This is a genomic window from Bacillus sp. HY001 (genome assembly GCF_007558965.1).
GTDB lineage: Bacteria > Bacillota > Bacilli > Bacillales > Bacillaceae_G > Bacillus_A > Bacillus_A mobilis.
Window position 1 is genome coordinate 1 of the sequence record NZ_VLTE01000145.1, and the last position, 15,246, is coordinate 15,246.

Annotated in this window: 13 protein-coding genes and 1 other annotated feature; of the genes, 10 read left to right on the forward strand and 3 right to left on the reverse strand. The window is 35.6% G+C overall.

Annotated elements, in window-relative coordinates:
• The first annotated feature begins 538 nt into the window (after window positions 1-538).
• Entirely contained in the window at window positions 539-1,798 is a 1,260-nt protein-coding gene (gene hflX / locus FOT98_RS29295) for a GTPase HflX (RefSeq protein WP_000391884.1), read from the forward strand.
• Window positions 1,799-1,838: 40 nt separating this feature from the next.
• Here hflX and FOT98_RS29300 read toward each other — a convergent pair whose 3' ends face one another.
• On the reverse strand, window positions 1,839-3,479 hold the full coding sequence (locus FOT98_RS29300; protein WP_063263106.1) for a peptide ABC transporter substrate-binding protein: 1,641 nt from the start codon (window positions 3,477-3,479) through the stop codon (window positions 1,839-1,841).
• Window positions 3,480-3,701: 222 nt separating this feature from the next.
• Between FOT98_RS29300 and FOT98_RS29305 the strand changes: the two genes are divergently transcribed.
• From FOT98_RS29305 to FOT98_RS29320, 4 genes are all read left to right on the forward strand, one after another.
• Window positions 3,702-4,913 (forward strand): MFS transporter, encoded by a 1,212-nt coding sequence (locus FOT98_RS29305; protein WP_001149401.1) that lies wholly within the window; start codon window positions 3,702-3,704, stop codon window positions 4,911-4,913.
• A 10-nt stretch (window positions 4,914-4,923) separates the two neighbouring features.
• Complete coding sequence (gene cysK, locus FOT98_RS29310) at window positions 4,924-5,841, forward strand: cysteine synthase A (RefSeq protein WP_046959062.1); 918 nt, start codon at window positions 4,924-4,926, stop codon at window positions 5,839-5,841.
• Window positions 5,842-5,918: 77 nt separating this feature from the next.
• Complete coding sequence (locus FOT98_RS29315; protein WP_063263105.1) at window positions 5,919-6,431, forward strand: GNAT family N-acetyltransferase; 513 nt, start codon at window positions 5,919-5,921, stop codon at window positions 6,429-6,431.
• Window positions 6,432-6,524: 93 nt separating this feature from the next.
• Window positions 6,525-7,349, forward strand: a complete 825-nt coding sequence (locus tag FOT98_RS29320) for a DUF4037 domain-containing protein (protein ID WP_063263104.1) — start codon at window positions 6,525-6,527, stop codon at window positions 7,347-7,349.
• 40 nt (window positions 7,350-7,389) lie between these two features.
• On the opposite strand, the gene FOT98_RS29325 is transcribed toward FOT98_RS29320, so the two are convergent.
• Window positions 7,390-9,024: a putative polysaccharide biosynthesis protein gene (locus FOT98_RS29325; protein ID WP_063263103.1), complete on the reverse strand. Its 1,635-nt coding sequence runs from the start codon at window positions 9,022-9,024 to the stop codon at window positions 7,390-7,392.
• 219 nt (window positions 9,025-9,243) lie between these two features.
• Window positions 9,244-9,466, forward strand: a binding site (T-box leader).
• Window positions 9,467-9,767: 301 nt separating this feature from the next.
• On the opposite strand from FOT98_RS29325, the gene FOT98_RS29330 reads away from it, so the two are divergent.
• Window positions 9,768-11,105 (forward strand): sodium-dependent transporter, encoded by a 1,338-nt coding sequence (locus FOT98_RS29330; RefSeq protein ID WP_063263102.1) that lies wholly within the window; start codon window positions 9,768-9,770, stop codon window positions 11,103-11,105.
• A 39-nt stretch (window positions 11,106-11,144) separates the two neighbouring features.
• Here FOT98_RS29330 and FOT98_RS29335 read toward each other — a convergent pair whose 3' ends face one another.
• The gene (locus FOT98_RS29335) at window positions 11,145-11,849 is read right to left on the reverse strand and encodes a polysaccharide deacetylase family protein (RefSeq protein WP_063263101.1); all 705 of its coding nucleotides are present in this window, start codon (window positions 11,847-11,849) and stop codon (window positions 11,145-11,147) included.
• Window positions 11,850-12,175: 326 nt separating this feature from the next.
• On the opposite strand from FOT98_RS29335, the gene FOT98_RS29340 reads away from it, so the two are divergent.
• The 4 genes from FOT98_RS29340 (at window position 12,176) to FOT98_RS29355 (ending at window position 15,035) form a co-directional block, all read left to right on the forward strand.
• Window positions 12,176-12,439 (forward strand): CD3324 family protein, encoded by a 264-nt coding sequence (locus FOT98_RS29340; protein ID WP_016088411.1) that lies wholly within the window; start codon window positions 12,176-12,178, stop codon window positions 12,437-12,439.
• A gap of 160 nt (window positions 12,440-12,599) precedes the next feature.
• Entirely contained in the window at window positions 12,600-13,286 is a 687-nt protein-coding gene (locus FOT98_RS29345) for a DUF421 domain-containing protein (protein WP_063263100.1), read from the forward strand.
• 110 nt (window positions 13,287-13,396) lie between these two features.
• Entirely contained in the window at window positions 13,397-14,038 is a 642-nt protein-coding gene (locus tag FOT98_RS29350; RefSeq protein ID WP_063263099.1) for a FusB/FusC family EF-G-binding protein, read from the forward strand.
• A 100-nt stretch (window positions 14,039-14,138) separates the two neighbouring features.
• A complete protein-coding gene (locus tag FOT98_RS29355) occupies window positions 14,139-15,035 on the forward strand; it encodes an RCC1 domain-containing protein (protein ID WP_144291204.1) in 897 nt (298 codons plus the stop codon).
• Window positions 15,036-15,246: the final 211 nt, after the last annotated feature.

A 15,246-nucleotide genomic window follows, 5' to 3' on the forward strand; every position in this document is an offset into this window, starting at 1 on the left:
GCTCGCTAATGTGTTAACTCCCCTGACGTTAATCGTCCGTTAGGTCGAAACGTTAGAAACCCCCACTTCAAGCTTTGCTAAGTGGGGGAGTGTTCATAGGTGGTTTAATCTTGTGAAAGCGAATTACTTATGCTACACTTTATGTAACTTAAATGAACGGAGGGGCTTCCTTTGATCTTAATCAGATTACGTCTCAATACTTTGTGCCAATAATTGAATAGCGCTCAAAGGCTCTGTCTGTGTACAGAGTGAACGGGATTGGTCTGCCTATTTTAAAGGAACCCTTTATTAAGCTTATATGTGAAAAAGAGGGAGGGACGAATACGCCCTCTTTTTGTTTTGCCTTTATTAATAGAATGGGATCGTATAGGTGAACACTTATTGTGGATACGTATATGATCTTGGGACTTAATGACTATGAGATAGGATGAAAGTATAACTTTCTTCTATTTCTTTGGTGAACCCTTATCCGTTTACGAAAACACAGGCAGTGACCTGTGTTTTTTATTTTACGTAATCGAAATGGAGGAATAAATATATGGAAGAATTATTACAAAGAGCAGTTTTAGTTGGAGTAAATTTAGGTAATGAAGATGACTTTGCGTATTCGATGGAAGAGTTAACGAATCTTGCAGAAGCTTGTGATGTAGAGGTAATCGGGCAAGTGACGCAAAATTTACAACGAGTAAATCCGTCCCATTATATCGGAAAAGGAAAGATTGAAGAAGTAGCAGCCTATGTAAATGAAGTAGATGCGAATATGGTAATCTTTAATGATGAATTATCTCCTTCTCAAATTCGAAATTTAGAAGCGGATTTAGATTGCAAAGTAATTGACCGTACCATATTAATTTTAGATATTTTTGCGCAACGTGCGAAAACGAAAGAAGCGCAGTTGCAAGTTGAGGTAGCGCATCTTCAGTATATGATGCCTCGTTTAATCGGGCTTCGTGAATCATTAGGAAGACAGAGCGGCGGAGTTGGTACGAAAAATAAAGGTGTCGGTGAGAAGAAATTAGAGTTAGATCGTCGTAAAATTGAAGAACAGATTTCAGTTTTAAATAAAGACCTAGAAGCACTTGTTGCCCAGCGTCAAACGCAGCGAAAGCAGCGTAAGAAAAATGAAGTTCCTGTTGTAGCTTTAGTAGGTTATACGAACGCAGGAAAATCAACGACGATGAATGCGATGCTTGAAATTTATAATGGTACAGAAGAAAAACAAGTATTTGAAAAAGATATGTTATTCGCGACGTTAGAAACATCTGTACGAAATATTGATTTGCCAGATAACAAATCATTTTTATTAACAGATACAGTTGGATTTGTAAGCAAATTACCGCATCACCTTGTGAAAGCGTTCCGTTCAACGTTAGAAGAAGTAGCGGAAGCGGACTTACTTATTCACGTTGTAGATTACGCAAATCCAAATTATGAACAGTTAATTGATATTACAAATGAAACGTTAAAGAAAATTGGAGTAGAAAATATTCCAACCATTTATGCTTATAACAAATCAGATATGGTAGATGTTGAAATTCCGAAAGTACAAGAAGAACGCGTTTATTTATCGGCGAAGAAACATATTGGAATAGAAGAGCTTGTCGAAATGATTCGCTCACACATTTATAAAGAGTATACGAAGTGTGAAATGTTAATTCCATATGACCAAGGGCAGGTAGTTTCCTATTTCAATAATCATGCGCACGTTTTATCTACGAGTTATGAAAACGAAGGTACGAAACTAGAAGTAGAATGTAAGACGAGTGATTACGAAAAGTATAAGCGTTTTGCGATTTAAGAAAAAGGCGATCCTAATATATGTTAGGATCGCCTTTTTCTTATTCTGTAATAGAAGCCCATTTATAAGAATAAATTCCTGCAAATGGACGAATAACAACACCTTTTACTGTTGGACGTTCTAAATATACAAGTCCTGATTGGAAGATTGGAGCGATAGCTGCATCATCTTCCAGTAATATTTTCTCAGCATCTTGGAACGCTTTCCAACGTGCTGGTAAATCAGTTGCTAAAGTAGAGCTAGTTTTCTCAATTAATTCGTCGTATTTTTTGTTTGAATAACTCATCTTATTAAACGGTCCGTCAGTGACAAACATATTTAAGAATGTTGTAGGATCAGGATAATCCGGTCCCCATGTAGAAAGTGAGATGTCATAGTCACCATTTCCTTCACGGTCTAAAAATGCTTTTACTGGAAGGGGCTGTAATGTGATTTTTAATCCTGGTAAGTTTTTCTCCAGTTCACCTTTTAAAAACTCACTAATTTTCTTATCGTTAGATTCATCAGTTGTTATGATTGAAAGAGAAGCATTTTGTAAATTTGTTTCTTTTTTCGCAGTTTCCCATAGTGTTTTAGCTTCTTTCACATTTGTTTCTACTTTTACATTACTTGTACTACGAAAATCTTTATTATCAGGTCCTTTTACAAATCCTTTCGGAACGAATGCATTCGCAGGTATAGAACCATTATTTAAAATTGTTGTTGCGATTCCTTGTTTATCAAAAGCAAGCGAAATAGCTTTTCGAGCGTTTTTGTTTGCTAATACAGGATTCTTTTGGCTAAATCGGAAAAATGTCATAGAAGGACGTTCCATTTTCTTTAAGCTCGGATCTTTTTGATATTTATCAACAAACTCTGAATTAATCGTAATTCGGTCTACTTGTTTGCTTTCAAATAAATTAACGGCTGTGGAAGTATCTTTTACGATATTTACATTAATTTCATTTAGCTTCACATTTTTATTATCCCAGTAGTTCGGATTTTTTGTCATTTTATAACTTGTATCATGTTTCCATTCACTTAATTGAAACGGCCCGTTATAAACAACATTTGCAGCTTCAAGCCCGTAATTTTTCCCTTGCGCTTCTACAACCTTTTGGTTTTGAGGATAAAATGTTGCAAATCCCATTAACCCTAAAAAGTATGGAACAGGGTGTTCTAACTGTACTTCAAGCGTTTTATTATCAATTGCTTTTACACCAAATGAATCAATTGGTAATTCTTTTTTATTTATTTTTTCTGCATTTTTAATATCGAACATAATATGTGCGTATTCAGAAGCAGTTTCTGGATTTACGGCACGTTTCCATGCATATTCAAAATCATGGGCAGTAACTGGATCACCATTTGACCATTTTGAATCGTGCAATGTAAACGTATATGTTTTTCCGTCTTCGCTCAGTTTGTATGATTCAGCTGCCGCAGGAACAGGTTTATTGTCAGGACTAGGCATATATAATCCTTCCATTACGTTGTTTAATGCAGCGTAAGAAAACCCATCGGTTGCGATAGACGAATCAAGTGTAGAAATTTCCCCAGCTTCTACTATATTTAATACTTGTTTTGAAGATTCTTTTTTCTTTTCCCCGGTAGTTGTTGCCTCTTGTTTTTGACCACATGCTGTTAAAAACATAGATAATGTGATTGAGAGTGCAACGATTCCTTTAGTTTTTTTCTTCATAGTTGTCATCCTTTCCTTCATCTCTGTCCTAGTATAAAAGAAAATATAGAAAATTTCTATAAATAAATCCGATAAAACGTATAGAAAAAATATATTATGTAAGAAGTGATATTTCTGGAAAAAGAAATGAAACCAGTATAGAATAGAAATGTTTCAAAAGTCAGAATTTATTACACCTACTGTAATAAATATATATTTTGTACAGGAAGGAGAGATTCATATATGCAGGCAGTTTCGAAAAAAAATACAATGGAAACACCGACGATATATCGAATACTATTTGCGATTAGTTTCGGTCATTTTTTAAATGACTCGATGCAAGCAGTTGTGCCGGCATTGTTTCCTATTTTGGAAAAAACGATGAATTTATCCTATATGCAAGTAGGATGGATTGCGTTTGCATTAAATATGACGTCATCGATTATGCAACCGGTTTTTGGTATGTATTCGGATAAGAAGCCATCACCATTTTTATTACCGCTCGGTATGTTTTCGAGTATGCTTGGGATGATTGGACTGGCGTTTGCACCGAATTTTATTATTGTTATTATTTCTGTTTTATTTATCGGATTAGGTTCCGCAGTCTTCCATCCAGAAGGTGCTCGTGTTGCTTATATGGCGGCAGGGGCAAAACGAGGTTTAGCACAAGCGATTTATCAAGTGGGAGGAAATACAGGGAATTCTCTAGCGCCTATTTTTACAGCGTTAATTTTCGTTCCGCTCGGCCAAATTGGCTCCTTAGGTTTTACAGCTTTTGCAGCGGTAGGAATTGTATTATTAATATTTGTATCAAATTGGTATAGGAATGAATTAGCTACTGGTGCTGTAAGAAGAAAGAAGAGGGCTGCGCTTGAGGCTGAAAATGCGATTGTAAGTACACATATTAAATTTGTTATTATACTTCTTGTTTTTCTTACTTTTGTACGTTCTTGGTACGGTGCTGGTATCGGGAATTTTTATCAATTTTACTTAATTGAGCACTACGGTTTATCGATAAAAAATGCCCAGTATTTCGTATTCGCATTTATGATTGCCGGTGTATTAGGAACTTTCTTTGGTGGACCGTTAGCAGATCGATTTGGAAAGAAAACAATTATTGTATTTTCAATGTTAGGTTCGGCGCCACTTGCCCTTTTATTACCTCACGTTTCGCTCGTGTGGGTCGTACCGCTATTTTTATGTATCGGTTTTATTAGTTCAAGTAGTTTTAGTGTAATTGTTGTTTATGCGCAAGAGCTTGTTCCTGGAAAAGTAGGGATGGTATCTGGATTAATTGTAGGGCTTGCGTTTGGACTCGGCGCTTTAGGTTCTGTAGTTCTTGGGAAATTGGCTGACATATATAGTCTACAATTCATTATGTTACTATGTAGTTGTCTACCATTAATTGGACTTACTTCTTGGTTACTACCAAGTGATAAGAAAACGATAGAATAGGGGATGCACTATGAAATTATGTGAAAATGTTACAGAATTAATAGGAGATACACCTGTCGTCCGATTATCTAAATTTATTCCAGAAGACGCAGCAGATGTGTATGTGAAACTAGAAATGTTTAATCCGTCACGCAGTGTGAAAGACCGTGCTGCCTATAATTTATTGCACGTTGCAGAAGAGAATGGTCTTATCAAACCAGGAGATACAATTATTGAGCCAACAAGTGGTAATACAGGAATCGGTTTAGCGATGAATGCAGCTGCTAAAGGATATAAAGCAATTTTAATTATGCCAGACAATATGTCAAAAGAGCGTATAAATTTATTGAAAGCATACGGCGCAGAAGTAGTTTTAACACCAGCAGAACAAAGAATGCCAGGAGCAATTGCGAAGGCGTTAGAACTGCAAAAGCAAATACCAAATAGTTTTATTCCGCAACAATTTGAAAATCCAGCAAACCCAAATATTCATCGTTATACGACTGCACTTGAAATTTATGAACAAATGGATGGTGAGCTGGATGCATTTGTAGCAACAGCTGGAACTGGTGGGACGATTACAGGGACTGGGGAAACGCTAAAAGAGAAACTACCAAACTTATATATTGCAGTAGTAGAACCGAAAGGATCTCCCGTTTTATCAGGTGGTGTTCCAGGTCCTCATAAACTAGTAGGAACAAGTCCAGGGTTTATCCCGAAAAACTTAAATACAGAAGTGTATAACGAAATTATTCAAATCGCAGACGAAGAGGCTTTAACGACAATGAGAAAATTAGCTAGACAAGAAGGATTATTAGTTGGGCCATCGTCTGGAGCATCTGTTTATGCAGCAATTATGATAGCAAAACGATTAGGCGCTGGTAAAAAAGTTTTATGTATTGCACCTGATACGGGAGAACGGTATTTGAGTATGGGATTATTTGAATGAAAATGATAGAAACCCCTTAATGGTGGAATAGCGCTATTAAGGGGTTTGTTATAGGTTATTAAGAGAGGAGAAACACAATGAAACTATTAATACCGACAAATGAATATAGCGAACTAATTATGGAGTATCGGGATGCATTTTTACATGCGGATGAGCAACCACATGGCAGTAGTTCTGTACAAAATTTTGATTCACTTGATGGATGGTTTGAAAAAGTGAGTATACAAGAAGTGGGAGAAAACTTACAAGGTAATCGAGTACCGTCTAGCCAATTTTTAAGTGTTGAAAAAGGGGAACTTATAGGTTTTGTGAATATTAGAAAACGATTAAACCAAGAATTATTGCGGGAAAGTGGTCATATTGGATATAGTGTTCATCCGAATAAACGTCGCCAAGGTTACGCGACGAAACAATTGAAACTCGCATTATATGAAGCGCAAAAGTTAGGGTTGCAGAAAGTGTTAATAACCTGCGATAAAGCTAATATTGCTTCGGCTAAAACGATTCAAAAGGTTGGCGGTGTTTTAGAAAATGAAGTAGTTTCTTCTCATACTGGGGAAATTGTTCAGCGTTATTGGGTAGAAATATGATGTAGTGGAACATTGAAAAGGAAATACAATGCATAATATTGAAATAGATAAATGAAAAGTAAGGGTGTACTGCAATTGTAGGGGGGAAATGAAGTGCGATTAAAAGAGAAAGCAATAGAAATGTCGGAGATTTATAGGAGAAACCCGAAGATCGAAGCTATTATTTTAGCGGGTTCAGTAGCTAGAGAGTTAGAAGATGAACATTCAGATATAGAATTACATATTTTATGGTCAGCACCACCAGAGGATGAGGATCGTAAAGGGCCTATTAATCATATTGGTGGAACAATTTTGTCATATCATCCTTACGAGGAAGAAGAATGGTCGGAAACATATTTGACAAAAGAGGGAATTAAATTAGAAATTAGTAACTTTTTAACAGAAACAGTAGAGAAAGTTATTTCGGATGTGGTGGATCAATATGATATAAGTTATGAAAAACAATGTATCGTATCATCCGTTCATGACGGTGTTAGTTTGTATGGAGAAGAGCAAGTACATGAATTAAAAGATAGGGTGGTAGCATATCCAGAAGACCTTGCGGAACGGATGATTTCAGAAAATCTTTGGTTAAGCAATCGCTGGCATAATCGAGAGGCACTTTTAAAACGAAAAGACTGGCTTATGCTATATGATGTCATTTGTGAAGTGCAAAGGGATTTATTCGGTGTTTTATTCGGTTTGAATAGAATGTACGTGCACCATCCTGCATTTAAATGGATGCCTTATAATGTGGAACGAATGAGTATTAAACCTGAAAATTTATATGAGCGTATGGCGAATACGTTGATAGGGAAACCGGAGTATAGTGTACAGGAGTTAGAAGTGCTAATTGAAGAGGTATTACATTTAGTAGAACAATATGCTCCGGAGTTAAATATCGCTGAACAACAGAAGCGTATTCAATATGCGAAGTGAAAAAACAAGAGATGTAACAACGCGTTACATCTCTTGTTTTTTATTTTACTAACTTTCCTAATACAGGTAAACGTTGAATCCTATTACCGAGAATATGCGAAGCAAGTCCACTTGTTAATACGAATAAAAGGTAAACAAGTCCTCCTGCAGCGCCACATATAACAACAATGAGAAGTGATTCGATGTAAGATTGTCCAGGGATAATCCATTTTAAAATAGCTTTTAAAGCAATTACAACAGCAGACATTGCTGCGGAGTAAATTGTAATAAGGAGTACTGTTTTTGCTGTTTCGCCAATTTTAAATTTCGCAAACTTAATGATGCAGTGCAACATAATAACATTGGAAACGAGGTATCCAAGAATTGTTCCAAGTACAGCACCGTGTCCGCCGAATAAATGTAAGAGCGGTGTATTTACTAAAACTTTAACGAGAATACCGGCTGAGAAAGCAATCATCGTTTTTCTTTGATAATCGATTCCTTGTAAAATAGCTGCTGAAACTGTGAAAATCGCACTTAATATAGCAGAAGGTGCAAATGAAATTAAATATTGTGATCCACCAAGTGCAATTTCAGGATTTACATAAACCATACGGAATGCATCATAAGCGATACTAGCAAGACCGAATGCAGCTGGGATAGTGAAGAATAACAAGACTTGAAATATCTTTGCAATTTGTTCTTGTAATTCTTCTAGTTTCCCGCTTGTATAAGATTTCGTTATTGCCGGAATGATCGTTAACGAGAATCCAGTAGCAAGTGAAGCTGGAATCATAATTAACTTTTGGGCATAATTCGTTATATAAGCGAAAACTGCATTCGCTGTTTCTAACGGCTCTCCCATCGCTCTAAGGACATCAGCTACAGTATATTGATCTACTAACGTATAGAGAGGAATGGCAATGCCGACAAATACAATTGGGATTGCATATCGAAGTAATTCTATATAAATATTTTTTAATGGGATATTCGACGCCCTGGACTTTAATTCTCCTTCGGGAGGCTTTAATCTATTATATTTTTTCCAGTACATCATTAAAATCGAAACGCTGGCAAGTGCCCCGATAACAGCGCCAAACGTAGCAACTGCAACAGAAGAGGCGACTGAACCTCCTAATAGTTTTGAGACGATAAAACTACCAACTAAAATGAAAACAACGCGCGCAATTTGTTCTACGACTTGAGAAACGGCACTTGGTTTCATATGTTGAAAACCTTGGAAATAACCACGTGTAACACTCATAGCTGGTACGATAATAAGTGCGAAACTTAATGCTCGCATCGTAAGTGTTACGTCAGCAATAAATTGTGGATCTGGCGTTTTTGAGCGAATAATAAATTGTGATATGTACGGTGCTCCAATAAATAAAGTTAAAAATCCTAAAAAGCCCATAAACAACATTAATTTTACGCTAGAGTTGTATAATTTTTTGCTTGTACTATAATCACCAAGCGCATTATGCTTTGCAACAAATTTGGAAACGGCAATAGGAATACCAGCTGTTGAGAAGCTTAATAAAATACCGTACCAAGAGTATGCATATCCATATAAAGCGACACCTTGTGTTCCGACTAATAGTTGAAAAGGGAAGAAGTATATAAAACCTAATATACGTGAAATCATTGTTGCACCACTTAATAAAGCAGTACCTTTTAAAACTTTTGAAGTAGACAAAATTCTTTCCTCCTACTCGTGCTGTCTTGCATGCATCGTATACTACTATAAACCCGTTAGCGAAGTTAATACAGTATAAACCATAAATGTTCTAATACTATTCATTTAAAAGTCATATTTCGAATTTTATAAAAGAAAGTACTCATAAAAATTCAAAATATAAGTTGACACTATTTTTAATGTGTGATAAAAATGATAGTAATCAATTCGGAAAATAATATTTGGGCAATGAAAGGGTATAGTAGTGAATATCTCCCTATTTCAGAGAGCTGATGGTTGGTGTGAATCAGTATATAGATTATTCATGAAGTTCGTCCTGGAGCATCTTTCATAAATCTCACATTATGAGGAAATGAAAGACGGTAGTTTATACCGTTATCAAATAAAGTGGTGAAGATTGTTTCACAACTAGGGTGGTACCGCGATATTTATCGTCCCTACGTATTTACGTAGGGACGTTTTTTATTTAGGTCCTAACTTTGTTGTGGCTTCATAACTAGGGTGGTACCGCGATAATTTATCGTCCCTACGTATTTGCGTAGGGGCGTTTTTTATTTAGGTTCTAACTTTGTTGTATCTTCATAACTAGGGTGGTACCGCGATATTTTTGTCGTCCCTACGTATTTACGTAGGGGCGTTTTTTATTAGTAGGGAGGGAGTGAACGTATTAGAAAAGAGTATCGATAGAACAATATAAATACCGAATTGTAACAAAGAAAAAGAGATAGAGAGGAGATTAATAAATGAATTCACAGCAATGGACATCGAAATTAGGTTTCGTATTAGCTGCAGCAGGTTCAGCAATTGGTCTAGGGGCGATTTGGAAATTCCCGTATATGGCCGGAATTGGAGGGGGCGGCGCGTTCTTCCTTATTTTCATCGGTTTCACATTATTAATTGGTTTACCGCTATTATTAGCTGAATTCGTAATCGGAAGAAGTACACAAAAAGAGGCTGTTGATGCATATAGAGAAATCGCACCAAAAACATTATGGCCATGGTTAGGGAAATTAGGAATTGTAACTTGTTTCATACTACTTTCTTTCTACAGTGTTGTAGGCGGATGGATTTTATTATACTTATGGAATGCAATTACAGGTAGACTTTGGGAAGGAAATGGAGCATACGAAGCTACGTTTGGTGAAATCATTTCCAATCCGTATTTAGCAGTTGGATCACAGCTATTATTCATCCTTATTACTATTTTCATCGTAAGTAAAGGTGTACAAAATGGTGTTGAAAAAGTAAATAAATATTTCATGCCAGCACTATTCGTTTTATTCTTTGTATTAATCGTTCGTGCACTTACATTAGACGGTGCTGGAGAAGGGGTTCGTTTCTTCTTACAACCTGATTTCTCAAACGTAACATCAGAAGTCATTTTATACGCTATGGGGCAATCGTTCTTCTCCCTATCTGTCGGTGTAGCTGTTATGGTAACGTATAGCTCTTACTTACCGAAAGAAGAAAGTTTACCGCGTTCAGCATTTTCTATCGTAGCTTTAACGCTTGTGATTACATTACTTGCAGGACTTGCGATTTTCCCAGTTGTGTTCGCATTTGGAATGGAACCATCACAAGGACCGGGACTATTATTCATCGTACTGCCAGCTATTTTCAGTAAAATGGCATTCGGGAAATTATTCTTCATCGTTTTCTTATTACTATTCTTCTTTGCTACTATTACATCGGCAATTTCGATGTTAGAAATTAGCGTTGCATCTTTAACTGCAAAAGGTAAAGGGAAACGTGAAAAAATGGCATTAATCGTTGGATTGTTAATCTTCGTTGTTGGAGTACCATCAGCGTTATCATTCGGTATATTAAGTGATCTGAAGATTTTTGGAAAGACAGTCTTTGATTTAGCGGATTATGCAGTTAGTAATGTACTAATGCCACTTGGTGTTTTATTAGTTTCTATCTTCGTTCCTTTAAAAATGAAGAAAGATGTATTAATCAAAGAGCTTGGTGTAAGTAAAAATAAGGGCTATAAATTATTCGTATTATGGTTATTCTTACTTCGCTTTATCGCACCAATTGCGATTATTATCGTATTCTTAAATGTACTTGGCATTATTTAAAAAGAAAGGTAACGTATCGATTTATGATACGCTACCTTTTTATTTTGCTCTTTTTTGCAGTTCGTTTACTGTTACAAACTGATAGCCCTTTTTAGATAAAGAGTCTAAAATACCTTCGATGGTCTGTAAATTTTCATTAGACTTATCATACATAGGGTGCAGTAAAATGATAGAACCTGGTTTTACATTTTTATTAACATACTCAATTTTATCAGCAGCAGATTTATAAAAAGTATCAGGTTCAAGGTCCCATGTGATTGTTTCGATATTATTTTTATTTAAATAATAGGGCAGACCAATTAGCTTTTTTCCGTTAGGTGGTCTAAAATCAATTTCGCCTGTATATCCTGTTTGGCGGATTAATGCATTCGTTTTTTCTATTTCTTCTTTAATAAAAGAAGGTGTTTTAAAAACCATTCTGTTATGAGAGTATGTATGGTTTCCAATTTGGTGTCCAGATTGTACGATATCTTCTCCTAACGATAGGTTTTTCTCTAATTCATTGCCGATTAAAAAGAATGTAGCTTTTGCATTGTATGTATCTAGTAGCGGTAATATTTGTTTTACATTGTTCGTAGGGCCATCATCAAAAGTTAAAGCAATCACTTTTTCATTTGTTTCTACTCGATTTGTTAAATCTCCAAACAATTGAAAACTTCTTGCGTTCATCAATTTGTATGTTCCAAATAATGCTACAGTAATAATGAATAATGTAACGATTGTAATGATTATTTTCTTTTTCATAAAGCAACCTCACTATACTTTTGGATTGGACTAAAAAGTATTATATCAAACTAAGTAATTTCATGCTTGAAAAAGGATGTGGATGCAAGGGGAAGGAATTTATCATATAATAAATTAAAAAAGTTATATTAGGAGGTGTTTAAATGGCGATTATAATTCAATTGCCGGACACTGCAACGTCTCATGCAAAGCCAAGTATGGAAATGGCGATACTTTGCGTGAGGTAGACAAGTAATATACAATCGCCTAAATGAGCTCGTATCATTTTTTATATTTGGCTTTGCACCTTATTGAAATGAACCATAAAAAATAAGGGGCGAGCAGAAATGAAATACGTTAAAGCTGCGACGGTTTTACCAGAAAGTTTAATTATTGAAATTCAAAAGTATATACAAGGTGAAACAATTTACATTCCAAAACAAGAAACGAAACATTATAAATGGGGTACACGATCCGGAGGGAGAAAACAACTAGATGAAAGAAATAAAGCGATTAAAGAAGCGTTTAAAAGTGGGATTTCCGTTCATCAACTTGCAGAGGAGTATTTTCTGTCCGGAGAAACGATTAAAAAGATAGTGTATTCTAAATGAAGATAAAAGAGTCTAGTTCAAATATTATTTTGAACTAGACTCTTTTTGCTTTGTATGTATCGGATATATTGTGTATGAATGGACAAGATAATAGAAAAAATGTGCCGTTTTTTTACTAGAATATAGAGCATTTGAGTGAAAAGCAGAAAGGTGAGCATTTATGAATCATTTAGGACAAATAACGATAGAACTATTTTTTGGTTTTTTTGTGCTATTGATTGCTACTAAAATATTAGGGAAAACACAAATATCTCAGTTAACGCCATTTGATTTTATTTCTGCCATTGTTCTCGGAGAATTAGTCGGAAATACTATATATGATCCGAAAATAAAAATATGGTCTATTTTATATGCAGTACTTGTATGGGTAGTGTTAATCTATTCAATAGAAGTAATAACACAAAAATTTAGAGGGACGAGAAGTTTTTTTGAAGGCTCACCTTCAATCATTATCCGTAATGGGTATATTGATCGGGCACAACTAAGTTCAAATCATTTGGATATTAATCAATTACAACAAATGCTTAGGCAACAAAAAGACATATTTTCAATCAGAGAAGTTGAATATATGATTTTGGAACCTAATGGGAACATAAGCGTTTTGAAGAAAAGTAAATACGAATCACCCACTATAAATGATTTAAGTGTAAAACATAAGCCTGTATACTTACCGATTTCATTAATTAGTGATGGAAAAGTAGTGAAAGATAATTTGAGAGAAGCTGGCTTTGATGAAGGATGGCTGTATAAACAAATAAAGCAAAAAGGGATTACTAAATTTGAAGATGTATTATATGCAGAATGGAAAACAGACGATGGTTTCTTTTGTCAGGAAATGAAGCGGTAGAACATAATCGAAGTATGTAATATTCGTTTCTAAGTTATCTTTTACATATCCAAAAGCTGAATCTTTGTATACAATAAAACTAGATCAACAATTTGTATGGAGTGATAAAGATGGAAGCTTTTATTAGAAGTGATCAATATAATTTTATAAAATCACAAGCTTATATTTTAGCAAATGGGCATGCAACGGCAAATGATAGAGGTGTCATTCAAGCGTTAAAATCACTTGCGATTGAAAAGATAATACATCTATTTGAGAATTTAACGGATGAACAGAAAGAGTTAATTGATACGGTATTAACAGTTCAAAATAGAGAAGATGCAGAATCGTTTTTAATGAAAATAAATCCGTATGTCATTCCGTTTCAGGAAGTTACAGCGCAAACATTAAAAAAATTATTTCCTAAAGCGAAAAAATTAAAACTTCCTGATATGGAAGAACTGGATATGAAAGAATTATCTTATTTAAGCTGGATTGATAAAGGGTCAAGCAGGAAATTTATTATAGCGAAAAATGATAAAAATAAGTTTGTTGGTCTGCAAGGGACGTTTCAAAGCTTAAATAAAAAAAGTATTTGTTCATTATGTCATGGGCATGAAGAAGTTGGAATGTTTTTAGTGGAAATTAAAGGTGATATACAAGGAACTTTCGTGAAAAAGGGAAACTATATTTGTAAAGATGGTGAAGCTTGTAATCGTAATATGAAATCACTTGATAAATTACAGGATTTTATTGAGCGATTAAAGAAATGAGTAGAATACCTCTAGTTTATAAACTAGAGGTATTTATTTTTTTGAAGATGTAGAGTGAAAATAAAGTTTGATACAGTGGCTTATTTTGAAGGAGGTAAATATGAATAATATTTCACTGAAAGAAGACATGTTAAAAGTGAAACGGTGGCCTAAAGGTACGATAGCGGCAGGTCGTGGTCATACAGTTGCTCTTAAATCGGATGGCACAGTTGTGGCAGTGGGGCGAAATAAAGAAGGAGAATGCAATATAAGCGGCTGGTATGATATTGAAGCAGTCGCAGCGGGCAATGTTCATATGGCGACGAACACCGGTAACGCTCATACAATCGCTCTGAAATGTGATCATACTGTGGAAGCGGTGGGATGGAATAAGCATGATCAGTGTAATGTGAAAGACTGGAATAGTATTGTATCGGTTGCGGCAGGGTGGCGTCGTACGATTGGCCTTAAACCAGATGGCACGGTAATAGCGGTGGGGCGAAATAAAGAAGGAGAATGTAATATAAGCAGCTGGAGAGATATTGTGGCGGCTGCGCTGGGTGACTGGCATACAGTTGGTCTTAAATTGGATGGAACGGTGACGGCAGTAGGTAATAATCGATATGGCCAATGTAATGTAAGCGAATGGAGGGGTATTGTGGCGTTGGCAGCTGGTTATCTTCATACTGTTGGTTTGAAATCGGATGGCATAGTGATGGCTGTGGGTCATAATAAACTTGGTCAATGCGATGTAGGCAGTTGGAGAGATATTGTGGCAGTAGCTGCAGGAAGTAATCATACAATCGCTCTTAAATCAGATGGTACAGTGGCGGCAGTAGGTAATAATCGATATGGCCAATGTAATGTAAGCGAATGGAAAGATATTGTAGCGATAGCGGCGGGTTGTGCACATACGGTCGGCCTGAAATCAGACGGCACGGTGGTAGCAGTAGGTGATAATACATACGGTCAATGTGACGTAAGTAGCTGGCGTAATATCCGATTGCCTGGCAAATAGTCAATTTACAATAAATCATTAGTAATATTATTCTATCATGCCTTTCGAGAGGACTCCCACCTCTAAACGTAAGTGAAGGTGGTGAGGTGAATCGAAAGAAATATTTTATTTTTGAGAAAAAACAGAAACGTATGTTCTTTTTTGCTATAATATCCTTAACAAGGAGGTGAATAAAATGACAAAGGAAAATCCATCAAACTATAAAACTCTT

Excerpts from the sequence above, each read along its gene's own strand:
- hflX (WP_000391884.1), top strand. The coding sequence starts at position 539 with ATGGAAGAATTATTACAAAGAGCAGTTTTAGTTGGAGTAAATTTAGGT.
- FOT98_RS29300 (WP_063263106.1), bottom strand. The coding sequence starts at position 3,479 with ATGAAGAAAAAAACTAAAGGAATCGTTGCACTCTCAATCACATTATCT.
- FOT98_RS29305 (WP_001149401.1), top strand. The coding sequence starts at position 3,702 with ATGCAGGCAGTTTCGAAAAAAAATACAATGGAAACACCGACGATATAT.
- cysK (WP_046959062.1), top strand. The coding sequence starts at position 4,924 with ATGAAATTATGTGAAAATGTTACAGAATTAATAGGAGATACACCTGTC.
- FOT98_RS29315 (WP_063263105.1), top strand. The coding sequence starts at position 5,919 with ATGAAACTATTAATACCGACAAATGAATATAGCGAACTAATTATGGAG.
- FOT98_RS29330 (WP_063263102.1), top strand. The coding sequence starts at position 9,768 with ATGAATTCACAGCAATGGACATCGAAATTAGGTTTCGTATTAGCTGCA.
- FOT98_RS29335 (WP_063263101.1), bottom strand. The coding sequence starts at position 11,849 with ATGAAAAAGAAAATAATCATTACAATCGTTACATTATTCATTATTACT.
- FOT98_RS29340 (WP_016088411.1), top strand. The coding sequence starts at position 12,176 with ATGAAATACGTTAAAGCTGCGACGGTTTTACCAGAAAGTTTAATTATT.
- FOT98_RS29345 (WP_063263100.1), top strand. The coding sequence starts at position 12,600 with ATGAATCATTTAGGACAAATAACGATAGAACTATTTTTTGGTTTTTTT.
- FOT98_RS29350 (WP_063263099.1), top strand. The coding sequence starts at position 13,397 with ATGGAAGCTTTTATTAGAAGTGATCAATATAATTTTATAAAATCACAA.
- FOT98_RS29355 (WP_144291204.1), top strand. The coding sequence starts at position 14,139 with ATGAATAATATTTCACTGAAAGAAGACATGTTAAAAGTGAAACGGTGG.